Genomic DNA, 23,135 nt, shown 5'->3' with positions numbered 1-23,135 from the left:
CTATCGCGGCAGGCCGAGCAGGCGTTCGGCGATGATATTGCGCTGAATCTCGTTGGTGCCCGCGTAGATCGGGCCCGCCAGCGAGAAGAGGTAGCCGTCGGTCCAGGCCGATTCCTGTTCGGCGGCGGCACCGTGCAGCTCCAGCGCGGTTTCGTGCATGGCGATGTCGAGTTCGGACCAGAACACCTTGTTCACCGAGGATTCCGCGCCCAGCTGGCCGCCCTCGGCGAGCCGGGTGACGGTGGCCCAGGTGTTCAGCCGGTACGCCTCCGCGCCCACCCAGGCATCCACCACCCGGTCCCGCGCCGCGGTGTCGGATCCGTCGGCGACGGTGCGCCACAGGTCGATGAGCTTGGCCGCGGTGGCGGTGAACCGTCCGGGGCTGCGCAGCGAGAGCCCGCGCTCATTGCTGGAGGTGGCCATGGCGACCTTCCAGCCGTTGTTCGGTTCCCCGATCACGTCCCGATCGGGCACGAACACGTTGTCCAGGAAGATCTCCGCGAAGCCGGGCTCCCCGTCCAGCTGCGGAATCGGCCGCACGGTGACGCCTTCGGCGGTGAGCGGGAACATCAGATAGGTCAGGCCGCGATGCCGCTGCGCCTCCGGGTCGCTGCGGAACAGTCCGAAGCCCCAATCCGCGTAGGACGCACGGGAACTCCAGGTCTTCTGGCCGTCCAGCAGCCAGCCGCCCTCGGTGCGCTTGGCGGTGGACCGGATGCCGGCGAGGTCGCTGCCCGCCTCGGGCTCCGACCACGCCTGAGCCCAGATATCGTCGGCGCGAGCCATTCTCGGCAGGATGCGGGCCAGCTGCTCGGGCGATCCGTGCTCGAACAGCGTCGGCGCGAGCAGGAAGATGCCGTTCTGGCTCACCCGTCCCGGCGCTCCGGCCGCGTAGTACTCCTCCTCGAAGATCACCCATTCGGTGAGCGAGGCATCCCGGCCGCCGTACTCGGCGGGCCAGGCCACACACGACAGCCGGGCGTCGGCGAGCGTGGCCTCCCATTCCCGGTGCGCCTCGAAACCGGCCGCGGTGTCCATGGACGGCAGGGGAGCGGCCGGTACGTGGGCGGCCAGGAACTCCCGCACCTCGCGCCGGAATTCCTCGGTCCTGGCATCGAATTCGAGATCCATCTACCTCACCCCGTTCCGGTCGGCGGCCGCCTTCATGGACCTGGCGTTCATGCCGCCCAGGGAATCCGCGCCGACCTCGGCATTGTGCGCGTGTGCGAAGTGATGCAGGCCGAAGACGGAATCCATCCCGGCGCGCATACCCATGAGGTCCTCGCACTGGTTGACGGCCTTCTTGGTGAGCGCCAGGCCGAACTGCGGCATCTCCGCGATCCGCTCGGCCAGGGCGAAGGTGTGGCTCTCCAGTTCGGCGCGCGGCACCACGCGGTTCACCATGCCCCATTCGTAAGCCTGTGCGGCGCTGAAGCGTTCACCGGTGAACAGGATCTCCTTGGCGCGGCGCGGGCCGAGCACCCACGGATGCGCGAAGTACTCGACGCCCGGAATGCCCATGCGCACCACCGGATCGGAGAAGAACGCGTCCTCCGACGCCACGATCATGTCGCAGGACCAGGCCAGCATGAGCGCACCCGCGATGCACGCGCCCTGCACCATGGCGATGGTGGGCTTGGGGAGCTCCCGCCAGCGGCGGCACATGCCCAGGTACACCTCGGATTCGCGGGCGAAGCGCTGGTCGCCGCCCTGGCGGTCGACGTGGTCCCACCAGAGCGCGGCCTTGTTCTCGTAGGTAACGTGGTGGTCGCGCCCCGGCGTGCCGATATCGTGTCCGGCGCTGAAATGCTTTCCGGCACCGGCCAAGACGATCACCTTGACCTCGGGATCCTCGACCGCCCGGGTGAAGGCGGCGTCGAGAGCGTAGGTCATCACCGAGTTCTGCGCATTGCGGTAGTCGGGTCGGTTGAGGGTGACGATCGCGATCGGTCCGCGCGTCTCGTAGCGCACCACCTCGCCCTCGTCGGGGATCGGCCCTGGTTCCTGGCTCACGCTCTCTCCTCGTTCTCCGCACGGCCGGTGTCGTCGCGCAGCTGCCGCTTGAGCACCTTCCCGGCGGCGCTGTAGGGCAGCTGATCACGAAATTCGACGTAGCGCGGCACCTTGAAATTGGCCAGCAGCGTCTTGGCGTGCGCCACCACGTCGTCGGCGGTGAGGCCCGATCCGGCCTTGCGCACCACGAACGCCTTGCCGACCTCGCCCATCCGTTCGTCCGCCACCCCGATGACCGCGGTCTCGGCGACGCCGTCGAGCCGGGCCAGGGCCTGTTCGACCTCGGCGGGGTACACATTGAACCCGCCGCAGATGTACATGTCCTTGAGCCGGTCGGTGATCTTCAGATAGCCGCGCCCGTCCAGGCTGCCGACATCGCCGGTGTGCAGCCAGCCGTCGCAGTCGATGGTGTCGGCGGTGGCCACCGGATCGTCGAGATAGCCCAGCATCACCTGGGATCCGCGGATGAGCACCTCGCCGTTGTCGGCGAGTGCGACCTCGAAGTCGCCGATGGCGCGACCGCAGGTGTTGGCGATGGTCTCGGCGTCGTCCTCCGGGCGGCACATGGTGCCGAAGCCGCCGGACTCCGAGAGCCCGTACGCGGTGAGCACCACATCGAATTCCAGTTCGGTGCGCATTCTTTCGATGAGTACGACCGGCACGGTGGCCGCACCGGTGACCGCCACCCGCAGGCTGCTCAGATCGGCGTCGCGGCGCGCGGGATGCTCCAGGATGGTCTGGTAGATGGTGGGCGGCCCGGTCAGCACGGTGATGCGGTGGTCCTGCACCAGCCGCATGGTCTCGGGCACGTCGAAGGTGGCCTGCGGCACGATGGTCGCCCCGGTCACCAGGCACGCCAGAATGCCCGCCTTGTAGCCGAAGTTGTGGAAGAACGGCGGCACCACCAGGTAGCGGTCGGCGCTGTTCAGGGTCGCGCATTCGGACCAGGCCCGCGCGCCCGCGAGCGCCTGGCGGTGCGCGATGAGCGTGCCCTTGCTGCGGCCGGTGGTGCCGGAGGTGAACAGGATGTCCGAAAGGTCGTCCGGGGACACGGATTCCGCGCGGGCGACGGCGTCCGCGGTGCTCACCTGTTCGGCCAGCGCGGCCAGGTCGCGCCAGGTCAGCGTGTCGTCGCCGGTGCGGGCGGCGGACGCGCCGACGCCACCCGTGCCGATCGTGGCTGCATCATCCGTGGCAGCCGCCCCGGCATCATCGGTGCCGCCCGGGCCGGTGTCGCCCGGTATCACGATGATCGTCCGGATCTTCAGATCCGGTGCGGCTGCGCGCAATTCGGCCAGCCGGTCGCGGCCCAGGAACGGCCCCGCGATGAACAGCGCCTTGGCGTCCACCCGCGCCAGCACATCCGCGGCCTCGTCGGCGACGTAGCGGGTGTTGAGCGGGACGATGACCGCGCCCACGTAGTGGGTGGCCAGCACGGCCGTCACCCAGTGGTGCGTGTTGGGAGCCCAGATGCCGATCCGGTCGCCGCTGCCGATACCGCGCGCCAGCAGGGCCCGGGCCGTCTCGCGCACCGAGTCGAGCAGTTCCGCCCAGCTCAGTCGTACGGCACCGTCGACGACGGCGGGGGCATCGCCGTGGGCGCGCGCCGCGTCGTGCAGAGCCAGCGGAGTGGTCTGCGGAGGTGGTGTCATCGGAATTCCTGCCGTCCGGGAATGGGGTCTAACAAAGCAAGTGCTTGGTAGGTTACTCTACCGACGTGAGCATGATCCAGACCCCCGAACCGGCCAGCGGGATCGAGGCGGGACAGGACGCCGAATTCCGCGCCGAAGTGCGTGAATGGCTGGCCGAGAGCCTGCACGGGCAGTTCCGTGAACTGCGCGGTCTGGGCGGTCCCGGGCGCGAGCACGAAGCCTTCGACGAACGCCTCGAATGGGATCGCGCCCTGGCCGCCGCCGGGCTGACCTGCCTGGGCTGGCCCGTGGAATGGGGCGGCCGCGCCGCCACCCTGCGCCAGCAGATCATCTTCCACGAGGAGTACGCCAAGGCGGACGCGCCGAGCCGGGTTTCGCACCTGGGCGAGGAACTGCTCGGACCCACCCTCATCGCATTCGGCACCGAGGCGCAGCAGCGGCGCTTCCTGCCGGGCATCCGCGCAGTCACCGAACTGTGGTGCCAGGGCTACTCCGAGCCCGGCGCGGGATCGGATCTGGCGGCCGTCGCCACCGCCGCCCATCTGGACGGCGACGAATGGTCGATCAGCGGGCAGAAGATCTGGACCTCGCTGGCGCACCTGTCCGACTGGTGCTTCGTGGTGGCCCGTACCGAGAAGGGATCGCAGCGGCACCGGGGACTGTCCTATCTGCTGGTGCCCATGAAGCAGCCCGGTGTCGAGGTGCGGCCCATCGTCCAGCTCACCGGGACCGCCGAATTCAACGAGGTCTTCTTCGACAATGCCCGTACCGCCGCCGATCTCGTGGTCGGCGAGCCGGGCGACGGGTGGCGGGTGGCCATGGGCACGCTCACCTTCGAGCGCGGCATCTCCACCGTGGGGCAGTCGATTCGATACGCTCGCGAACTCGCCGACCTGGAGGCGGTGGCGCGGGAGAACGGGGCGATCGACAATCCGGTGATCGCCGACCGGCTCGACCGGGCGTGGGTGGGGCTGCGGGTGCTGCGCGCCCATGTGCTGCGCACCCTGGACGACGGTCACGGCTCGGCCACCGTCGACGCCCGCACCGCCGCCGGACACGCCTCGGTCACCAAACTGCTGTGGGCGAACTGGCATCGCGGGCTGGGGGAGCTCGCCATGGACGTGCTCGGCGCGCCCGGCCTCATCGCCGACGCGCCGGGTGACGACCTCAATGCCTGGCAGCGGTTGTTCCTGTTCAGCCGCGCCGACACCATCTACGGGGGATCGAACGAAGTGCAGCGCAACATCATCTCCGAGCGGGTGCTCGGACTTCCGCGAGAGGCTCGGCCGTGACCGATTTGTCCATTGCTCCCGAACCGACTCCGGGCCACGGCCTGCTGGCGGGCAAGATCGCGGTGGTGACCGCCGCCGCGGGCACCGGCATCGGCTCGGCCACCGCGCGGCGGCTGCTGTCCGAGGGCGCCGACGTGGTCGTCTCCGATTGGCACGAACGTCGCCTGAAGGAGACCGAGGCGGCCCTGCACGCCGAATTCCCGGATCGCCGGGTGGCTTCCGTGCCCTGCGACGTGAGCAGCACCGAACAGGTGGACGCGCTGTTCACCGGAGCGGTGGCGGCGCTGGGCCGCATCGACGTCGTGGTCAACAATGCCGGGCTCGGTGGCGAGACGCCCGTGGTCGACATGACCGACGAGCAGTGGGACCGGGTCGTCGACATCACCCTGAACGGCACCTTCCGCGCCACCCGGGCCGCGCTGCGGTACTTCCGCGACGCCTCCCACGGCGGCGTGATCGTCAACAATGCCAGCGTGCTGGGCTGGCGCGCTCAGCACGGCCAGGCCCACTACGCCGCCGCCAAGGCCGGGGTGATGGCGCTGACCCGCTGCTCCGCCGTCGAGGCGGCCGAATACGGGGTGCGGATCAATGCCGTCGCGCCGAGCATCGCGCGGCACGCCTTCCTGGACAAGGTCACCTCGGCCGATCTGCTCGACCACCTCACCGCGCAGGAGGCTTTCGGCCGCGCCGCCGAGCCGTGGGAAGTGGCGGCGACCATCGCCATGCTCGCCAGCGACTACACCACCTACCTGACAGGCGAAGTCATTTCCATCAGCAGCCAGCGCGCCTGATTTCATTCGCCTTCGGGCGGATCGCGGATTTATCCACAGGAAAGAAAATGGCTGGCGCGCCCCTGTGTTCGGTGTGCAATCCTGGTTTAGGCCGATGCCGCACGTCGAAGGGCGCGACCCATGGGTCGGGATCAACGACAACAAGCCCAGGAAGAACTGGAACTCGAGTTGGTGCGCGAGGTGGTTCTCGCGCGCCGCCGTATCGATAATGCCGTTCTGGCCGCCCTCACACTGGGGGCGGAATTGCTGGACCACGACTGCGAACGCGCCACCGCCATGCGCGCGGCGCGGATACTCGAACAACACGCGGTGGCCGAGGACGACGTCGCCCGCGATCCGCGCGGCGCGCTCCGCCACGACCTCGCCCGTGACCGCGAACGGGCGCGGCGAATCGGCCTGTCCCGCGACTCCTTCGGCGACAGCGCGGAGGCGCGCCGCCGCCGCAAACGCACCGCCCTGCTGTGCGAGGTCCGCGCGGACCTGCTCGAGGTGGTCCGGCGCTGCCGTCAATTCCATTACGACAATGTGGCTTTCGCCGACGGCATCGCCGAGGGGCTGTGCGCCGCCACCGACAAGCTGGTGGTGGGCGCGGATATGGAGACCTACCGCGCCTGGCAGCGCGGCATGGTCCTGAAGATCAGCGAGGAGCCCAGCGACGGCGGCGTCCCCCGGGTCATGGCGACCGTGGACGCGGGCCCCGGCCGCGACCCGCTCACCGTCGAATGGGACAGTCCCGAACGCCGCCTCGCCCTGGTGGCCCGCATGGCCCGAGCCGGAATCTCCCCGATTGTCATCTGCGACCGGCTGCTGGCAGACCTATCCGTGGCCTCGCCGCTGCGCTACTCGGTGCGCTGACTCGACCAAGCAAATGCTTGGTTGTATATTGGCGGGGTGACCCCACCACCTGACCCCTCCAAATCAGCACGTCGCAGCGAGCTGCTCGGCCTGGCGGCCGACCTCTTCGCCGAGCGGGGCCTGCGTGCCACCACGGTCCGCGATATTGCCGACGCGGCGGGGATTCTATCCGGGAGTCTCTACCACCACTTCGATTCCAAGGAAGCGATGGTGGACGAAATCCTGCGCGGCTTCCTCGACGACCTCTTCGGCCGCTACCGGGAGATCGTCGACGCGGACCTGCCCACCCGCGACACCCTGGAAGCCCTGGTGATCGCGTCGTACGAATCGTTCGACCGATCGCACGCCGCGGTGGCCATCTACCAGGCCGAGGCCAAACGCCTCAGCGGCACACCGCGTTTCGGCTACATCGAGGAATACAACAAAGAGTTCCGGGAGCTGTGGCACCGGGTGCTGTCCAATGGCGTCGCCGACGGCAGCTTCCGGCCGGAACTGGATATCGAACTGGCCTACCGGTTCCTGCGCGACACCGTCTGGGTGTCGGTGCGCTGGTACCGCCCCGGCGGCCGCATCACGGTCGACAGCCTGGCCAAGCAGTATCTGACCATCGTGCTCGACGGGCTGACCAATCCCGGACAGCCCAGCAAGTAGGAGATCCCCATGTCCGCACCCTCCCGGCCCGCACCCACCCGCCGCCGGTACGCCCCCATGCGCGAGGCGTACGTGATCGACGCCGTGCGCACCCCCGTCGGCAAGCGCGGCGGCGCGCTGTCCGAGGTGCACCCGGCCGACCTGGGCGCGGCGGCGATCCAGGGGCTGCTGGGCCGCAGCGATATCGACCCGGTGGCGGTCGACGACGTGGTCTTCGGCTGCTGCGACACCATCGGCCCGCAGGCGGGCAATATCGCCCGCACCGCCTGGCTGGCCGCCGGATACCCGGAATCGGTGCCGGGCGTCACCGTCGACCGTCAGTGCGGCTCCTCCCAGCAGGCCATCACCTTCGGCGCGCAGGCGGTCATGTCCGGCACCGCCGAGGTGATCGTGGCGGGCGGGGTGCAGAACATGAGCGCCATCCCGATCTCGGCCGCCATGCTCGCGGGGCAGCAGTACGGCTTCGACGCGCCCTTCGCCGGCGCGCAGGGCTGGGACCACCGCTACGGCACCGGTGAAGTGTCGCAGTTCAATTCGGCGAACATGATCGCCGAGAAGTGGGACATCTCCCGCGAGGAGATGGAAGCCTGGGCGCTGCGCAGCCACGACCGCGCCCGCAAGGCCATCGTCGAGGGCAAGTTCGACCGTGAGATCGTGCCGGTCGGCGACTTCTGGATCGACGAGGGTCCGCGCGAGACCAGCATGGAGAAGATGGCGGGCCTGAAGCCGCTCGCCGAGGGCAGCCGCATCACCGCGGCGGTGGCCAGCCAGATCTCCGATGGCGCGAGCGCCACCCTGCTGGCCTCGGAGTGGGCGGTGCGGGAATACGGCCTCACCCCGCGCGCCCGCATCCACCATGTGAGCGCCCGCGGAGCGGATCCGATCCTCATGCTCACCGCGCCGATTCCGGCCACCAGGTGGGCGCTGGAGCGGACCGGGCTGAGCATCGGCGATATGGACGTCATCGAGATCAACGAGGCGTTCGCGTCGGTGGTGCTGGCCTGGATGAAGGAGACCGGGGCCGATCCGGAGAAGGTCAATGTCAACGGCGGCGCCATCGCGCTCGGCCATCCGCTCGGCGCGACCGGCGCGAAACTGTTCGCCTCGCTGCTCAACGAGCTGGAGCGGGTGAACGGCCGCTACGGGATGCTCACCATCTGCGAGGGCGGCGGCACCGCCAATGTGACGATCATCGAACGCCTGGGCTGACCCTCGCTCGATTCGGACGCCGTGCACCCCCCGGGTGTGCGGCGTCCGCCGCTTCCGGCGGGGTAATGGCGGCCGGTTCCGGGCCGATGAGTCTGTTGGATAACGAAAAAGCAAGAGCCTCGGTCTCTCTCGGGTGCCGCGGCGCAGAATCGGTGTGGTCATGAGTGAGAACCTGCCCAGACGGGGGTTCCTGATGGGGGCTCTCGGTATCGCCGGACTGGGCTTCGCCGTGCCCGCGGCGGCGGACCCGGTCCCGCTGCCGCCCGCACCGCTGCCCGTCCCCCCGATTCCGCCGCCGCCCATCACGCCGCTCAACTATCACTCGCCGCCCCTGCGGCCCTTCGTGGACGCCCTGCCCATTCCGGAGACCCGCCCCGCCGCCGGGGAGTTCGCGGCCCGGTCGGGGACGCACCGCTTCCACCGGGACCTGCCGGAAACCCGCACCTGGGGCTACGACCGGGCGTATCTGGGACCGAACCTGGAAGCCTGGCGAGATCGACCGTCGCACATCAGCTTTCGCAATGAACTCGGCACCCATGTGCTCGCCTCGCATGTGGATCTCACCATGCACGGCGTCACCGAACTGGACCGCACCGATCCCCGCATGACCGTGCACGTGCACGGCGGTGCGAATGCCCCGGACGCCGACGGCCATCCGCTCATCGCCTGGCGCAACGGCGGCCGGGCCAGCTACCGGCCGAGCAATCGGCAGGAGGCCGCGACGCTGTGGTACCACGATCACGCCATGGGGATCACCCGCCTCAACATCCAGGCCGGGCTGTCCGGGATGTACTACGTGCGGGACGAATTCGACACCGGCGCGGCGGACAATCCACTCGGCCTGCCCGCCGGAGAGTTCGAGATCCCGCTGATCGTGCAGGACCGCACCTTCGATCCGGACGGCAGCATCCAACCCATGGTGGGGGTCTACATTCCCGAGGGGTTCAACCAGTCCGGGCAGTTGGGCGACGTGGCGTGCGTGAACGGCGTGGTCTGGCCGCGCCTGGCGGTGCGCCGCACCCTGTACCGCTTCCGGCTGCTCAACGGGTCAAACTCGCGCCCTTATATTTTCGAGCTCGCCAACGGTCTGCCGCTGTGGGCCATCGGCACCGATCTCGGACTGCTGGACGCGCCGTTCCCGACCCCGTCCATTCGCGTCAGCCCGGGGGAGCGGGTGGACCTGCTCGTCGACTTCAGCGGCATGCGCGACGGCGAGACCGTGGACCTGATCAACACCGCCTACAACGATCTCGGCAACACCGTGTTCATGGTGCCCGAACTGCGGCCCATCATGCGGTTCGCGGTGGCCGGAAGCGGGCCGCCCGCCGCCGTGCCATCGGTACTGCGCGGAGCTCCGGGATTGCCGGAACCGCTTGCGCCATTGGCGGTTCCGGAGGCGGTGCGCACCATGACACTGCTCGGACTCAATGACGACGCCCGCGCCGCCGCCGTCTTCCCGACCATGATGGCGCAGAACAATCTGCCGTTCCTGACCGACGATATCGACCGGGCGCGGGCCGGATCGGTGGAGCAGTGGGACATCGTGAACACCACGCCTTTCGACCATCCCATCCACATCCACCTGGCGCGGATGCGCGTGGTCGGCAGGCAGCCCATTCTCACTTCGGCCTACTGGTGGTCGAATCTGCCGCCCGCCTTCGGAATCCGCTGGGCACCCTCCGCCGATCCGTACGCGCTCGGCCCGCAGCAGTCGCCGCCACCGTGGGAGTACGGCTGGAAGGACACCGTGGAGTGTCCGACCGACACCATCACCCGGGTGCTGGTGTACTGGCCGTCGGTGGCGGAACTGGGCTTCGATCCGGACTCGGTGCTACGTGTGCCGCCGGGCGCGGAGATGATCGCACCCGGCGGCACCCACGGTGGACACGCCGGGTCGGCGCGGGAGATTCGCGGCTACGTCTGGCACTGCCACAATCTCGACCACGCCGACCACGACATGATGTCGCAGATCCGGATCCTGCCCTGAACGGCTCAGTGGACCCAGTCCGCCAGTGCCGCATCCAGATTCACCGAACCCCGGGGGCCGACCCAGGCGATGTAGCCGTCCGGGCGGACCAGCATCGGCCGCTGCTCGGGGTCGGCGGCGGCGACGATCCGGATGCGGTCGTCCTGTCCGTCCACCGCCGTCGAGGCGGCGGTGACCAGCACGAACTTCCCCTCGCGCAGCGCCTCGTAGAGCCGACCGTCGGTGAGCGCGATATCCGCGGCGCGGGTGCCCACCAGGTGGTCCGCGCCGTGCTTGCGCGGATAGGTGAACCCGATGCCCGACAGCGACCCGGCCACCTTGTGCGCGACGGGCGGCAGCGACAGTGCGCCACCGGCCAGGGTGTTGCGCACCAGCTGCCCGAGCTTGGACTCCAGCATGGCGGCGCGAATGATGGCGCCGCTGCTGCGCAGCACCTCGGTGCCGACCGGATGCCGTTCGGACTGATAGGTGTCCAGCAGACCCTCCGGTGCCCAGCCCCGCACGGCCGCGGCCAGCTTCCAGCCCAGGTTGGCGGCGTCCTGGATGCCGGTGTTCATGCCCTGACCGCCGGCGGGCGAGTGCACGTGCGCCGCGTCGCCCGCCAGGAACACCCGGCCGACCCGGTAGGTCTCGACCTGTCGCTCGTCGCTGTGGAAACGCGAGAGCCAGCGCGGGCTGTGCATGCCGAAATCGGTGCCGAGCGCCCGGGTGGTGACCTCGCGCAGCTCCTCCAGGGTCACCGGAGCGCTGTCGGGCAGCTGATTGCGGCGGTTCCAGGCGAAGATGCGGTACCAGCCGTCGCCGAAGGGCGCGACGAAGGCGAAGGCGTCACCGACGCCGTTGGCCGTCAGCACATCCCGGGGTGGCGCGCTGAGCTGCACATCGGCCAGCATGATGGACCGCAGCACCGACTTGCCGGGGAATTCCAGGCCGAGGGTTTCGCGCACCCGGCTGTGGTAGCCGTCCGCGCCGACCAGGTACCGGGCCCGCACGTGGTGGGCCGAATCCTGGTAGCGCACCTCGGCGTCGACGCCCTCGCCGGTGTCGGCGAAGGTGATCAGCTCGGCGGCGGTCACCAGATTCGCGCCCGCGTCCAGCGCGCGCTTGCGCAGAACGTCCTCGACGTGGGTCTGCGGGGTGATGAGCAGGTAGGGGAAGCGGCTGTCGAGCAGCTTGCCCAGGTCCACCACGGCGTGCTCGAACAGCCGCAGCTTGTCCAGTTTCGCTCCGCCGGTGAGCACTTCGTCCGCGATGCCGCGAGCGTCGAACTGCTCCAGCGTGCGAGCGTGGACGCCGAAGGCGCGGGTGAGTTCCGACCCGTGCGCATGCTTCTCCACCAGTGTCACCGCGACGCCCGCTCGCGCGAGATCCCCGGCGAGCATCAGGCCGGTGGGTCCGCCGCCGATCACCAGGACGTCGGTCTGTTCGGGAATCATCATGCCCTCCAAGTCATTCCACCAGGTCAACAATTGTTGGCCAACGCTTGTTGACAACGATAGGGCCATTGCTCGATTTGGTCAACACTTGTTGGCCTACACTTGTTGACATGACTGCGGAACGAACCAGACGGTCCGATGCGACCCGGGCCGCGATCCTCACCGCCGCGCGCGAACGTTTCGCCCGCGACGGTTACGACCGCGCCACCATCCGGGCCATCGCGGCCGACGCCGGCATCGACCCGGCCATGGTGATGCGCTACTACGGCTCCAAGGACAAGCTGTTCGCCGTGGCCGCCGATATCGACCTGCGGCTCCCGGACTTCGCCGACACCCCCGCCGCCGAACTGGGCACGGCCCTGGTGTCCTTCGCCGTCCAGCGCTGGGATGCCGACGAATCCCTCGCCGCCCTGCTGCGCGCCGCGGTCACCAACGACGGTGCGGCCCAGAAGATGCGCGAGGTGTTCGGCGGCCAGGTGGTGCCCATGATCGTGGCGCGCGGCGCGGACCCGGCGGACGCGATCACCCGCGCGGGCCTCATCGCCACCCAGATGCTCGGCATGGCCCTGTGCCGCTATGTCCTGCGCCTGCCCCCCGTGGTCGCCATGGGTGCCGACGAACTCATCGCCTGGCTCGGCCCCACGGTGCAGCGCTACTTCGACGGCTCCCCGAACCTCTGAACCCGGTGCGAAAGCCCCCGATCCCGCCCCGGGGAGCACGGCATCGACCACCATGGATCGTGAGACGGGAGGTGAGGTCGAGGGTGTCGGCATCAGCCGCCGGGCGGTTCGAGGAGATCGCGCGCACGGCCCGCCGGGTGCAGAACGCTATCGAGGAGGTGCGCGGAGCGGCCGCGTCGACCGGGGTGCGGATCGAGGTGGCCGCCGATGGCCGCATCACCGCACTCGAACTCGCCGATCCGGCCCTGGCGCAAGCGCTCTCGGCCGCGCACGCCGAGGCTGTGCGGCAGGCCGCCGACCAGGTGGTGAGCCTGCGCCGGGAACTGGTCGCCGACCCGACCATTTCCGCTGCCCTGCAACGCTTCATCGGGATCGAGGCGGAATCGGCCGACTGTGCACGGCGGCCCACTGCTGGAGGTGCGCCGTCGCCCGCCACCGCGCCGCCGCGGCATCCGACCGCAGGGGACCCGCCACCGCCCGCCGGTGTACCTCCGTCCGCGACCGCTGCGCTCGGGCAGTCCGCGCCGGGGGCGCAGGGTGGGCAAGCGCAGCCCCACCCGCCGCCACGGCAGCCCACCCGAAGCGCACCCCTCCACCCCCGGCAACCTCCAGCCGAAGACCACGACGACACCGACGAGAACCCCCACGCCCTACCCCCGCACATCCGACGGCGTTACGGCCTGTAGCAGTCGAACCCGCATACCCGACGGCGTTGCGGCGTGTAGCAGCCGACCCCCGCGCATTCGACGGCGTTGCGGCGTGTAGCAGCCGACCCCCGCGCATTCGACGGCGTTGCGGCGTGTAGCAGTCGAACCCCGCGCATTCGACGGCGTTGCGGCGTGTAGCAGCCGACCCCCGCGTATCCGACGGCGTTGCGGCGTGTAGCAGCCGACCCCGCATATCCGACAGCGTTACGGCCTGTGGCAGGCGACAGCGCGGATCGGGCGATGCCCGTCGCCGCGTCTGCTGCCGTCCGTCGCCGCAGGCGTACCCGGCGCGGTTCCACCCGCGCTCGCCGAGTCCACCGCCGTGCTCCCGCGCCCGCCGCACCGCGGCACCCGCCGCGGCACAAACCGACCGTTTGCTCGCCTACGATGCTCGCAGCATTTGTCGGACCCGTAGAAAGCGGAGTGAGAATGGACCTCGGCGTGCGTTGGACGCTGCACGGCGACGGGCGGACTCCCGCCCCGGGCGCGGTCGTCAAGCCGGACGAGCGGCTGTCGTGGCCGCGCACCTTCGGGCTCGGCGCACAGCACGTGGTCGCCATGTTCGGCGCGAGCTTCGTGGCCCCGGTCCTGATGGGTCTGGATCCGAACCTCGCCATCATGATGTCCGGCGTCGCCACCGCCATCTTCCTGCTCGCCACCCGCGGCAAGGTGCCCAGCTACCTGGGTTGTTCACTCTCGTTCGTCGGCGTCGCGGCGGTGATCAAGGCCGACGGCGGCAGCATCGCCACCATTACCGGCGCCTGCCTGGCGGTCGGCGCGGCCCTGTTCCTCATCGGTCTGGCGGTGCGCAAGTTCGGCGCGGGCATCATCCACGCCGCCATGCCGCCGGTGGTCACCGGCGCGGTGGTCATGCTCATCGGCTTCAATCTGGCGCCGGTCACCGCCTCCACCTACTGGCCGCAGGACCAGTGGACGGCGCTGCTCACCATGCTGTTCACCGGTTTGGCGGTGGTGGCGCTGCGCGGCTTCTGGGCGCGTATCGCGATCTTCCTGGGCCTGCTGTTCGGCTACGGCCTGTCGTGGCTGCTGGACCGGATTCTCGGGCCGACCACCTCCGCCGACGGCAGCGGCGCGGTCACCGAGCACTGGCGGCTGGATCTGTCCGGGGTGGCCGACGCCGCCTGGATCGGCCTGCCGAGCTTCCACGCCCCGCAATTCGAGCTGTCGGCCATCCTGGTCGCCCTGCCCGTGGTCATCGCCCTGGTCGCCGAGAACGTCGGCCACGTCAAGGCCGTCGGCGAGATGACCGGTGACGATCTGGACGGCAAACTCGGCACCGCGATCGCCGCCGACGGCGCGGCCTCCATGCTCTCCACCGGTGTCGGCGGCCCGCCCAACACCACCTACTCCGAGAACATCGGCGTCATGGCGGCCACCCGCGTCTACTCGACGGCCGCCTACTGGGCCGCGGCCCTGTTCGCGCTGCTCTTCGGCCTGTGCCCCAAGTTCGGCGCGGTGGTCGCCGCCATTCCGGGCGGCGTGCTCGGCGGCATCACCGTCATCCTCTACGGCATGATCGGCCTGCTCGGGGCGCAGATCTGGACCAATGCCAAGGTCGACCTGCGCAATCCGCTGAACCTGGTGCCGTGCGCCGCGGGCCTGATCATCGGCATCGGCAATGTGAGCATGGAGATCACCGAGAACTTCACCCTCTCCGGCATCGCACTGGGCACCATCGTCGTCATCACCGGCTACCACGTGCTGCGCCTGTTCGCCCCGGCGCACTTCAAGGTGGAGGAGCCGCTGCTCGACGAGGGCACCTCCTCCTACGACGAGCCACCCGCCCGGTAGCCGCCGACAGCCGGACGACCGTCACCGCTCGGGCACTGCGTGATCCGCTGTGCGGCGTCCTGGTGCCGCTCGACGAACACACTCCCACGGTGGAATTGGACGGCGAACCGTTCGCCTTCTGCTGTGACGGCTGCCGGACGGAGTTCCTGGCGAAACGCGAACGCGAGCGAGCGCGCGCTGACGGCCCGAGCCCGTGATCAGGACGCCGACCGGGATGTGATTGATCCCACCGGCATCGAGCCGCGAAGTGTGAATCACAAACGTTTCGTGGATGATCTCGGTAGCTCCGAAACCGGAGCTACTTTGAGTGAGGAACACAGCGCGTTGAGCAAGATGAGCAAGATCGGCGGCTTCGTGGCCGCCGCTGGGTTGGTTGTGGGATCGCTGGCCGGTGCAGGTGCCGCCAATGCGGCAGGGGACCAGTACGCCTCGATCGCCTTCAGTTCGTTGACATGGCAGTCCGGCGTTGGCGTCAATACGTCGAGCTTCGAAACGGCCGAGCAGATTGCCCTCGAGGACTGTGCTGCGGACGACTGCGAGGTCTGGCTGTCGTGGGCGAACGGGTGCGGGGTCATCGTCGAGAGTGGCGACGGCTTTGCCGCCGCAATCGGTGCGACCCGAAAGGAGGCCGAGGACAAGGCGTATGCCAGCCTGGGCGAGTACACGCCCACCGCACCACTGGCCTCCTTCGGCTCCTCCGAGCTGAGTGGTGCGTGGGTGCACACCGTGGTGTGCACCGCTAACGCCGTCTGAGTCGTTCAGTCCTGCTGAGCAGTTGATTCGAGCCCGGCCCCGTAACCGCGACCATGCGCGCCGAGCCGGAGACGCAGCCGCGCGATATCGGGGTTACCCGAGTTGGGCCCGCCGCGTACGGCGTCGGCGATGCCGAGCAGTTCGGCGGCCCCGCGCGGATCGCCGCGCCGCCAACGCAGTTCCGCCGCGCCGACCGTCACCAGTACGAGCATCGGCGGGTCCGGCATGGATGCGGCGAGGGCATGTGCCTGCGACAGGCGGCGGTCGGCGGCGTCGAGACCGCCGACCGCCGCGTCGAGGAATCCGGCAGTGGTGGCGTAGAGGGCGCGTTCCGGCGGTGCGCCGCAATGCGGTTCCGCGAGTTCGAGCTGTCGCCGGCCCTCGGCCACCCGCTCCGGCATATCGCCCTGCTCCCGGATGCCGAGGGTTCGCGCGAGCAGCCGCGGCAGGCCGTCGGGTTCCACCACGGCGGCCAGGTTCACGATCCACACGGTGTCGGACACGTCGGCGGCGGCGGTCACGGCGAGCCGGTCGACGCCGTGTAGCGGGCTCGCCGCGCGGCAGTCGCAGGTGCAATTCGCGCAGCTCGGGAGCCGGGTCCACGCCGAGCTCCGCGGCGAGCACGGTGCGGTGCAAAGCCGCCGCCGGATGTTCGGGCGTCCCTTCCGCCCGCAACGCCTCGACCAGCGCAGCCGCCCCCACCACATCAACCCACGGGGTCAGCGCCGCATCGAGTCCTCACCGATAGACGGGCAGGGACTCCGTGTCGAGCGCGAATCCGAACGGCTCCGGCAGCGGAGCCCGGTCACCGTATTCCCCGGTGAGCTGGCCGTGGTACTCGCCGGCCTTCGGATGCGTGAACAGCGACCAGCGTCCGAATCGTGGGTCGAGGACCAGCAGCATTCGAATTCCAGCGGTGCTGTACCAGCCGTTCTTGTCGGTGATCCGGGGGCCCTTCTCCGATTGCGAGATAACTTCGACCGCCAGTTCGACATCGGACGGATCCGCCAGCCAGGAGTCGTCCACATCCCAGGCGTCGGGCAGGACCACAAGATCAGGGGTGCAATAGTCGTCCGCATCGTCCGGCATGCTGATCGAGGTCACCTCGTAGGATGCGAGACCGGGTGGCATTCGCGCCTCGAGTTGAACGCGCAGCCTGCGGATTGTTCCCGCGTGCTTACCGCGCGGCGTCGGTGACATCACGAGGTGACCTCCCAGGATTTCCACGCGCAGTCCCGTGGCGCGTTCGATCTGCTCGGCGGCGACGCGCAGATTTCCCGGGCGCGGGTGCATGGCGGGTACGCTCACGGAAATCACTCCAACCTTGCGAACGGTCGCCTCAAACATAGCTCGAGTGCTTCTCCGCAGGTGGCCGCCTGTGGTGCCCGGTCCTGTGCAATGCGAAGGCCGGCCCCCGGGTGAGAGGAACCGGGGGCGGCCCGCGCGACCGGCAGGTGGTGGTCGCGCCGCGGATCGGACGAGGTCGTCCGGATCCGTCGGGTGGCGCGGCGAATCGTGTCTGCCGCGCGGATCGGGGGCGTCCCGGGTGCGGGTTGTGACGCGCGGGTCAGGTGGTCGCGGAATCGGTGACGCGGTAGGAGTTCAGGTCGTCGATGCGGGCGAGCGCGTCGACGATGATGCGGTCGATGAGCTCCCCGACCGTGGGGAGGTCCTCGATGATGCCGGTGACCTGGCCCGCGGCCAGCACGCCCGCCCGGGTATCGCCCTCCACCAGACCGGCTTTCAGCAGCATGGGGGTGTTGGCCGCCATGATGACCTGGGACCAGGTGAGGTCCTTGTGCTTGCGCATGGCCAGGCCGTCCTTGACTATGGTCGACCACTTCATGCCGGTCATGCCCTTGAACTTCAGCGCGTTCGCCGCCGCGGCGACGAATCCGCGGGTTCGGCCCGAATGTTCCAGCCGCCGCACCAGTTCGGTGTTGAGCACCCGGTGCGGCATGCCGTCGACCTTGGTGGAGACCACGGTGTCCTGGAGTCCGCGCCGCAGATACTCCTGCTTGACCGCGTCCGGCACGCTGCTCTCCTGGGTGAGCAGGAAGCGGGTGCCCATGGCGACCCCGGCCGCGCCGTAGGACAGCGCCGCCGCCAGCCCGCGGCCGTCGAAGAAGCCGCCACCGGCGACCACGGGAATGTCCACGGCGTCGAGCACCGAGGGCAGCAGCAGGGTGGTGGCGACCGGGCCGGTGTGCCCACCGCCTTCCCCGCCCTGCACGATCACCGCGTCCGCACCCCAGGACGCCACCTTCACCGCGTGTTTGGCCGCGCCGATGGACGGAACCACCACCACGCCCGCGTCTTTCAGCCGCGCGATGAGGTCCTTCTTGGGTGCGAGGGCGAAGGAGGCGACCTTCACTCCCTCTCGAATCAGCAGTTCGATGCGTTCGGGGGCGTCGCCGGCGTCGGCGCGGATATTCACGCCGAACGGCTTCGCGGTCTGCGCCTTGGTTTTGGCGATGGCCGCTTCCAGCTCGGCGAAGGTCATGGTGGCCGAGGCCAGAATGCCGAGGCCGCCCGCGTTGGCGGTGGCCGAGACCAGGCCGGGCCCGGCGACCCAGCCCATACCGGTCTGCACGATGGGGTGTTCGATGCCGACCAGCTCGGTCAGCGGCGTGCGCAGCCGGGCGCTCACGATGCCACTTCCTTCTCCCGGAAACCCTTGGGGTCCAGCACCGTTCGAATGATCCGCAGCTCCTCGCCGGTGGGCAGCCGGGTTTCGCCCGCCTCGGCCAGACCGGCGATCTCGAAGGAGGTGTTCTCGGCGACCTCGTCGGCGCTCACACCCGGGTGCAGCGACAGCGCGCGCAGCGTGTGCCCGGGTCCGCCGAAGTCGAAGACGCCCAGGTTCGACACCACCCGATGCAGGCGGTGGAACCGGTAGGCCGGATTCTCCGGATCGATCTTGTCGTACCCGATCCCGGAGACGACGTCGACGTGCTCGCAGAACACGCGCTTGTTGTGCCTGGGCACGAAGTAGCTGGTGGCGTGGTTGATGCTATTGCCGGGAGCGCCGCGGACACCGAACATCTGCCGGGTCGGCCGTTGCAGCGGACCGAAGGCCGACAGGTTCTGATTGCCGTACTTGTCCAGCTGATTAGCCCCCATGACCACGTGGCGGCGACCCGAGGCCACCACGTCGAACACCTTGGAGAACGGAATCCAGCCCTCGATGGGTGCTTTGCCCCCGATGGGCGGAACCTCGGCGAGCAGCAGCGCCTCACCGTCGGAGAGCAGCAGATCCGGCTCGAAGGTCAGCCGCGCCAGCCGCGCGCCGATGGTGGTGATCGTGGACATGGGACTGGCCATGATCTCGCCCGCGCCGCGGAAGATCTCGGCCGCCGCGACCACGCAGACCTCGGCCCGGGTGACGGTGGTCGGATCGTGCCCATCCGCCGCCCGGCCGCCGCCCCCCGCGGGGTCGATGTTCGATGCTGTGTTCATTTCTGCTCCTCGGCGAAAGCGCGGACGGCGGCCTGGTATTCGTCCTCGGACACGTCCAGGTAGCGCGCCGTGAACTCGGCCCACGATTCGGGTGTGCTGGCGGCCTCCACGTAGTGGCGCTGGAACTTCTCGTCGCGTGCGTAGCTGCCGGAGAAGGTGAAGTGCGCGCCGCCCGGGGCCTCGACTACGCCGTCGACCATCATGCGGTTGAGGATGATCGCCTGCTGCGGAACGGCTTTCACCAGTTCATCGGTCTCGACGAGGCGATCCACCGACAGATACCGGCGCTGCGCGGCCAGCGAGTAGAGGTCGTCGAAGTAGGGGTCGACGCCGGTGTAGGCGGCATTGCCGTGCCTGTCGCCCAGGTCCAGATGCACGAAGGAGGCGTCGAGCTCGAGTGCGGGCATGGCGACCAGGGTCTCGGTCCGGCCGTCGGTCGGGTAGGGGGATTCGACCGTCTTCAGCTCGCCCTCCCAGAAATCCAGGACGGCCGAACCCAATCCGGCGCGGATCGGCAGGAACGGCAGGCGGGCGGCGGCGGCCTGCAGGCCGCACTTCACCATGCCCTCGTCCATTTCCCGCACGGTGATCGCGCCCTCGGTGCGCGCCTTGGCGAACCACGGATCGTAGAACGGCGCGGAGTCCAGGGAGACGAAGCCGTAGTACGCCTTGCGCACCTTGCCCGCCGAGCACAGCAGGCCCAGATCCGGCCCGCCGTAGCCGACCACGGTCAGATCGGTGATGTCCGATCGCAGCAGCGCCCGCACGAAGGCCATGGGCTTGCGCCGGGAACCCCAGCCGCCGAGGCCGATGGTCATTCCGCTGCGCAGTTCGCCGACCACCTCGTCCAGCGACATTCGCTTGTCGCGCATAGCTTTACTTCCCCTTCTTCTGCGCGGCCAGATCGTCGTCGAAGCGCGCCCGGATCTCGTCGGCCACGCCCGCGAGATTGAGTTCCATGGTGAAGCCCTGCTCGTAGCGGTAGGAGCGGTGCACGTCCTGCACGTCGATCCCGTTCAGCGCCCGCTTGGCGGCGCGGATGACGCGGCCGTCCTTGTTCGCGATGTTCTCGGCGACCGCCATCGCGGCGGCGTCGAGCTCGGGCCGCGGCACCACCTTGTACACGGAGCCGTAGTGGTAGAGCTGCTGGGCGGTGAGGGTGCCCGCGGTGTAGAACATGGTGCGCATCAGGTGCTGGGGGACCAGTCGCGACAGATGGGTGGCCGCGCCGAGCGCGCCGCGATCCACTTCGGGCAGGCCGAAGGTGGCGTCGTCGGAGGCCACGATGACATCGGAGTTGCCGACCAGGCCGATGCCGCCGCCGAGGCAGAAGCCGTTCACGGCGGTCACGACGGGGACCTGGCAGTCGTAGACGGCGGCGAAGGCATCGAAGCAGCCGTGGTTGGCGCGGATCAGGGCCGTGTGTCCGGTATCGCGGTTCATCTCCTTGATATCCACGCCCGCGTTGAATCCGCGCCCCTCGGCGCGCAGCACCACCACCCGGGTGTTCTGGTCGCGCCCGGCCTCGCGGACGGCGTCGGCCAGGGCGAACCAGCCGTCCGAGGGCAGGGCGTTGACCGGCGGGTAGTCGACAGTGACGACTTCCACGCCGTCCGATTCGGTGTGACGGTTGATCCCCATCGAATGTCCCATCGTTGGCAAAGCAAGCAAGTGCTTGGTAGGTTAGCACGGTGGCAATCGAAGTGAACCTCTCCGGCTCCGTCGTCCTGGTGACCGGCGGTGTGCGCGGCGTCGGAGCCGGTATCAGCCGGGTTTTCCTGGAGGCCGGCGCGACCGTGGTGGCCTGTGCGCGCCGCCCCGCGGACGCGCCCGTCGAAGTGGACGGCCGTGCGATCGACTTCCTGCCGTGCGATGTGCGCGACCCGGATTCGGTGCGGAAACTGGTCGACACCGTCGTGATGAAGTACGGGCGGCTCGACACCGTGGTGAACAATGCCGGTGGCGCGCCCTTCGCCCTGGCCGCCGATGCCAGCGCCAACTTCCACTCGAAGATCGTGCAGTTGAATCTGCTCGCGCCGCTGCTGGTTTCGCAGGCCGCCAACGAGGTGATGCAGCGGCAGCGCGACGGCGGTTCCATCGTGATGATCTCCAGCGTCAGCGGGCACCGGCCCTCGCCCGGCACCGCCGCCTACGGCGCCGCGAAAGCCGGTGTGGACAGCCTGGTCTCGTCGCTCGCCGTCGAATGGGCGCCCAAAGTCCGCATCAATTCGGTCATCTGCGGCATGGTCGAGACCGAGAGCTCTCACCTGCACTACGGCGACGACGACGGCATCGCCGCGGTGAGCGGCACCGTCCCGCTCCAGCGCCTGGCCACCCCCGAGGACGTCGGCCGCTCCGCCGCCTTCCTCGCCTCCCCGTTGGCCTCCTACATCAGCGGCGGCACCCTGCTGGTCCACGGCGGCGGCGAGAAACCCGCCTTCCTGGACGCCTCCACCGCCGAGGCCCCCGCCGCGGCGGGCGGCTAGCCGATGGGTCTCCCGAGAACGCACTTCCGCCGCGCGATCGGACACCGCTTGCCCACCGGGGGCGCGGGGGCTGGGCCCCGCGTCTCTCGACACCGCACATCCGCCGGGGGCGCGGGGGCTGGGCCCCCGAGCCTCAACTCTTCCGACACAGAGGTATCGATATGACGGACAACAAGATCTGCGACGGCCGCGTGGTCATCGTGACCGGTGCGGGCCGGGGCATCGGCCGCGCGCACGCTCTCGCCTTCGCCGCCGCCGGAGCCAAGGTCGTGGTGAACGACCTCGGCGCCGAGCTGGACGGCGCGCCGAGCCCCGACTCCCCGGCCGCGCAGGTGGTCGAGGAGATCAAGGCGCACGGCGGCGAGGCCGTGGTCAACGGTGACGACATCTCCGACTGGGAGGGCGCACGCCGCCTGGTCACCACCGCCGTCGAAACCTTCGGCCGCCTCGACGTGCTGGTCAACAATGCGGGCATCGTGCGCGACCGGATGCTGGTGAACCTCGGCGAGGACGAGTGGGACGCCGTGATCAAGGTCCATCTCAAGGGTCATTTCGCGCCCATGCGGCACGCCGCGGAGTACTGGCGCAACGAGTCCAAGGCGGGGCGTCGGCCCGAGGCCCGCATCATCAACACCAGTTCGGGCGCGGGGCTGCTCGGCAGTGTCGGCCAGGGCAACTACGCCGCCGCCAAGGCCGGTATCGCGGGCCTGACCCTGACCGCGGCGGCGGAGTTCGCGCGCTACGGCATCACCGTCAACGCCATCGCGCCCGCCGCGCGCACCCGCATGACCGAAACCGTCTTCGCCGACATGATGGCGGCCCCGGAGGACGGTTTCGACGCCATGGCGCCGGAGAACGTCTCACCCCTGGTGGTCTGGCTGGGCAGTGCCGACTCCGCCGGTGTCACCGGCCGCATGTTCGAGGTCGAGGGCGGCAGGGTGACCGTCGCCGACGGCTGGCGGCACGGCGTCTCGGTGGACCGCGGGGCGCGCTGGGAGCCCGCCGAGCTCGGTCCGGTCGTCCGCGATCTGCTGAGCAAGGCCACCGAGCCCGAGCCGGTCTACGGGGCGTAGCACCCGTAGATCTCACGTCGCCGGTACCGCTCGCGGGGTACCGGCGACGTTCTTTTGTGTCCATCATCACATTTCGCGGTGGCGGCTATCGTGGACCGCTCTCCCGCAACCTATTTCGTTTCCGGCACAGCAAACCGATCGGTCGTGTGCGGACCAGGTGGTCTCACAATGGCGCGACCGGCGGGGTGAGCTGCGCGGTGGTGCGGGTGTTACGCCCGAATTGTCCTGGGGCGGTTTGTGATATTCGGCGTGTCGGAGCAGGGGTGGACGTACGGTTGG

At 69.4% G+C, this 23,135-nt stretch carries 22 protein-coding genes; 12 read left to right on the top strand and 10 right to left on the bottom strand.

Annotated elements, in window-relative coordinates:
* Genes QMO76_RS24990 through QMO76_RS24980 form a run of 3 tightly spaced genes read right to left on the bottom strand, consistent with a single transcriptional unit; the run spans window position 1 to window position 3,665 of the window.
* Window positions 1–1,131 (bottom strand): acyl-CoA dehydrogenase family protein, encoded by a 1,131-nt coding sequence (locus QMO76_RS24990; protein WP_306363760.1) that lies wholly within the window; start codon window positions 1,129–1,131, stop codon window positions 1–3.
* Complete coding sequence (locus QMO76_RS24985) at window positions 1,132–2,013, bottom strand: enoyl-CoA hydratase (RefSeq protein ID WP_306363759.1); 882 nt, start codon at window positions 2,011–2,013, stop codon at window positions 1,132–1,134. It lies immediately after the preceding gene.
* The gene (locus tag QMO76_RS24980) at window positions 2,010–3,665 is read right to left on the bottom strand and encodes a FadD3 family acyl-CoA ligase (protein WP_306363758.1); all 1,656 of its coding nucleotides are present in this window, start codon (window positions 3,663–3,665) and stop codon (window positions 2,010–2,012) included. Before QMO76_RS24980 ends, QMO76_RS24985 begins: the two co-directional genes overlap by 4 nt.
* A 71-nt stretch (window positions 3,666–3,736) precedes the next feature.
* Here QMO76_RS24980 and QMO76_RS24975 point away from each other — a divergent pair, with 71 nt between their 5' ends.
* The 6 genes from QMO76_RS24975 to QMO76_RS24950 all read left to right on the top strand — a co-directional run bounded on the left by QMO76_RS24975 (window position 3,737) and on the right by QMO76_RS24950 (window position 10,450).
* The gene (locus QMO76_RS24975) at window positions 3,737–4,957 is read left to right on the top strand and encodes an acyl-CoA dehydrogenase family protein (RefSeq protein WP_306363897.1); all 1,221 of its coding nucleotides are present in this window, start codon (window positions 3,737–3,739) and stop codon (window positions 4,955–4,957) included.
* Entirely contained in the window at window positions 4,954–5,748 is a 795-nt protein-coding gene (locus QMO76_RS24970; RefSeq protein WP_306363757.1) for an SDR family oxidoreductase, read from the top strand. The genes QMO76_RS24975 and QMO76_RS24970 overlap by 4 nt, the downstream gene beginning before the upstream one ends.
* A 120-nt stretch (window positions 5,749–5,868) precedes the next feature.
* Entirely contained in the window at window positions 5,869–6,603 is a 735-nt protein-coding gene (locus tag QMO76_RS24965) for a hypothetical protein (RefSeq protein WP_306363756.1), read from the top strand.
* Window positions 6,604–6,639: 36 nt separating this feature from the next.
* The gene (locus tag QMO76_RS24960) at window positions 6,640–7,254 is read left to right on the top strand and encodes a TetR/AcrR family transcriptional regulator (protein WP_306363755.1); all 615 of its coding nucleotides are present in this window, start codon (window positions 6,640–6,642) and stop codon (window positions 7,252–7,254) included.
* A gap of 57 nt (window positions 7,255–7,311) precedes the next feature.
* Window positions 7,312–8,463, top strand: a complete 1,152-nt coding sequence (locus tag QMO76_RS24955) for an acetyl-CoA C-acetyltransferase (protein ID WP_306363896.1) — start codon at window positions 7,312–7,314, stop codon at window positions 8,461–8,463.
* 160 nt (window positions 8,464–8,623) lie between these two features.
* The gene (locus QMO76_RS24950; protein WP_306363754.1) at window positions 8,624–10,450 is read left to right on the top strand and encodes a multicopper oxidase family protein; all 1,827 of its coding nucleotides are present in this window, start codon (window positions 8,624–8,626) and stop codon (window positions 10,448–10,450) included.
* Between the two features lie 5 nt (window positions 10,451–10,455).
* On the opposite strand, the gene QMO76_RS24945 is transcribed toward QMO76_RS24950, so the two are convergent.
* The gene (locus tag QMO76_RS24945; RefSeq protein ID WP_306363753.1) at window positions 10,456–11,889 is read right to left on the bottom strand and encodes an FAD-dependent monooxygenase; all 1,434 of its coding nucleotides are present in this window, start codon (window positions 11,887–11,889) and stop codon (window positions 10,456–10,458) included.
* A 107-nt stretch (window positions 11,890–11,996) separates the two neighbouring features.
* Here QMO76_RS24945 and QMO76_RS24940 point away from each other — a divergent pair, with 107 nt between their 5' ends.
* From QMO76_RS24940 to QMO76_RS24925, 4 genes are all read left to right on the top strand, one after another.
* A complete protein-coding gene (locus QMO76_RS24940; protein ID WP_306363752.1) occupies window positions 11,997–12,566 on the top strand; it encodes a TetR family transcriptional regulator in 570 nt (189 codons plus the stop codon).
* 83 nt (window positions 12,567–12,649) lie between these two features.
* Window positions 12,650–13,252: a hypothetical protein gene (locus QMO76_RS24935; RefSeq protein ID WP_306363751.1), complete on the top strand. Its 603-nt coding sequence runs from the start codon at window positions 12,650–12,652 to the stop codon at window positions 13,250–13,252.
* A gap of 450 nt (window positions 13,253–13,702) precedes the next feature.
* Entirely contained in the window at window positions 13,703–15,085 is a 1,383-nt protein-coding gene (locus tag QMO76_RS24930; RefSeq protein WP_306363750.1) for a uracil-xanthine permease family protein, read from the top strand.
* A 123-nt stretch (window positions 15,086–15,208) separates the two neighbouring features.
* The gene (locus tag QMO76_RS24925) at window positions 15,209–15,838 is read left to right on the top strand and encodes a DUF4189 domain-containing protein (protein ID WP_306363749.1); all 630 of its coding nucleotides are present in this window, start codon (window positions 15,209–15,211) and stop codon (window positions 15,836–15,838) included.
* A gap of 5 nt (window positions 15,839–15,843) precedes the next feature.
* Here the strand turns inward: QMO76_RS24925 and QMO76_RS24920 are convergent, their stop codons facing one another.
* The 6 genes from QMO76_RS24920 to QMO76_RS24895 all read right to left on the bottom strand — a co-directional run bounded on the left by QMO76_RS24920 (window position 15,844) and on the right by QMO76_RS24895 (window position 20,938).
* Window positions 15,844–16,359, bottom strand: coding sequence for a hypothetical protein (locus tag QMO76_RS24920; RefSeq protein ID WP_306363748.1), 516 nt, complete (start codon window positions 16,357–16,359; stop codon window positions 15,844–15,846).
* Window positions 16,360–16,576: 217 nt separating this feature from the next.
* Window positions 16,577–17,146 carry a Uma2 family endonuclease gene (locus tag QMO76_RS24915; protein ID WP_306363747.1) on the bottom strand — a complete coding sequence of 190 codons (570 nt, stop codon included), beginning with the start codon at window positions 17,144–17,146 and terminating at the stop codon, window positions 16,577–16,579.
* A 259-nt stretch (window positions 17,147–17,405) separates the two neighbouring features.
* Complete coding sequence (locus QMO76_RS24910) at window positions 17,406–18,488, bottom strand: nitronate monooxygenase family protein (RefSeq protein WP_306363746.1); 1,083 nt, start codon at window positions 18,486–18,488, stop codon at window positions 17,406–17,408.
* A complete protein-coding gene (locus QMO76_RS24905; RefSeq protein ID WP_306363745.1) occupies window positions 18,485–19,297 on the bottom strand; it encodes a CoA-transferase subunit beta in 813 nt (270 codons plus the stop codon). Before QMO76_RS24905 ends, QMO76_RS24910 begins: the two co-directional genes overlap by 4 nt.
* A complete protein-coding gene (locus QMO76_RS24900; protein ID WP_306363744.1) occupies window positions 19,294–20,169 on the bottom strand; it encodes a CoA transferase subunit A in 876 nt (291 codons plus the stop codon). Before QMO76_RS24900 ends, QMO76_RS24905 begins: the two co-directional genes overlap by 4 nt.
* Before the next feature lie 4 nt (window positions 20,170–20,173).
* Window positions 20,174–20,938 carry an enoyl-CoA hydratase family protein gene (locus QMO76_RS24895; RefSeq protein ID WP_306363743.1) on the bottom strand — a complete coding sequence of 255 codons (765 nt, stop codon included), beginning with the start codon at window positions 20,936–20,938 and terminating at the stop codon, window positions 20,174–20,176.
* Window positions 20,939–20,988: 50 nt separating this feature from the next.
* On the opposite strand from QMO76_RS24895, the gene QMO76_RS24890 reads away from it, so the two are divergent.
* Entirely contained in the window at window positions 20,989–21,783 is a 795-nt protein-coding gene (locus QMO76_RS24890; protein ID WP_372342069.1) for an SDR family oxidoreductase, read from the top strand.
* A gap of 161 nt (window positions 21,784–21,944) precedes the next feature.
* Complete coding sequence (locus QMO76_RS24885) at window positions 21,945–22,856, top strand: SDR family oxidoreductase (RefSeq protein WP_306363742.1); 912 nt, start codon at window positions 21,945–21,947, stop codon at window positions 22,854–22,856.
* Window positions 22,857–23,135: the final 279 nt, after the last annotated feature.

The sequence above is a fragment of the Nocardia sp. CC227C genome (genome assembly GCF_030767025.1).
In the GTDB taxonomy this organism is placed as follows: Bacteria; Actinomycetota; Actinomycetes; order Mycobacteriales; family Mycobacteriaceae; genus Nocardia.
The sequence above is the reverse complement of the archived record's forward strand: the minus strand, read 5'-3'. Positions and strand labels throughout refer to the sequence as shown.

Excerpts from the sequence above, each read along its gene's own strand:
- QMO76_RS24990 (WP_306363760.1), bottom strand. The coding sequence starts at position 1,131 with ATGGATCTCGAATTCGATGCCAGGACCGAGGAATTCCGGCGCGAGGTG.
- QMO76_RS24945 (WP_306363753.1), bottom strand. The coding sequence starts at position 11,889 with ATGATGATTCCCGAACAGACCGACGTCCTGGTGATCGGCGGCGGACCC.
- QMO76_RS24950 (WP_306363754.1), top strand. The coding sequence starts at position 8,624 with ATGAGTGAGAACCTGCCCAGACGGGGGTTCCTGATGGGGGCTCTCGGT.
- QMO76_RS24905 (WP_306363745.1), bottom strand. The coding sequence starts at position 19,297 with ATGAACACAGCATCGAACATCGACCCCGCGGGGGGCGGCGGCCGGGCG.
- QMO76_RS24885 (WP_306363742.1), top strand. The coding sequence starts at position 21,945 with ATGACGGACAACAAGATCTGCGACGGCCGCGTGGTCATCGTGACCGGT.
- QMO76_RS24895 (WP_306363743.1), bottom strand. The coding sequence starts at position 20,938 with ATGGGGATCAACCGTCACACCGAATCGGACGGCGTGGAAGTCGTCACT.
- QMO76_RS24900 (WP_306363744.1), bottom strand. The coding sequence starts at position 20,169 with ATGCGCGACAAGCGAATGTCGCTGGACGAGGTGGTCGGCGAACTGCGC.
- QMO76_RS24940 (WP_306363752.1), top strand. The coding sequence starts at position 11,997 with ATGACTGCGGAACGAACCAGACGGTCCGATGCGACCCGGGCCGCGATC.
- QMO76_RS24930 (WP_306363750.1), top strand. The coding sequence starts at position 13,703 with ATGGACCTCGGCGTGCGTTGGACGCTGCACGGCGACGGGCGGACTCCC.
- QMO76_RS24980 (WP_306363758.1), bottom strand. The coding sequence starts at position 3,665 with ATGACACCACCTCCGCAGACCACTCCGCTGGCTCTGCACGACGCGGCG.
- QMO76_RS24975 (WP_306363897.1), top strand. The coding sequence starts at position 3,737 with ATGATCCAGACCCCCGAACCGGCCAGCGGGATCGAGGCGGGACAGGAC.
- QMO76_RS24955 (WP_306363896.1), top strand. The coding sequence starts at position 7,312 with ATGCGCGAGGCGTACGTGATCGACGCCGTGCGCACCCCCGTCGGCAAG.
- QMO76_RS24965 (WP_306363756.1), top strand. The coding sequence starts at position 5,869 with ATGGGTCGGGATCAACGACAACAAGCCCAGGAAGAACTGGAACTCGAG.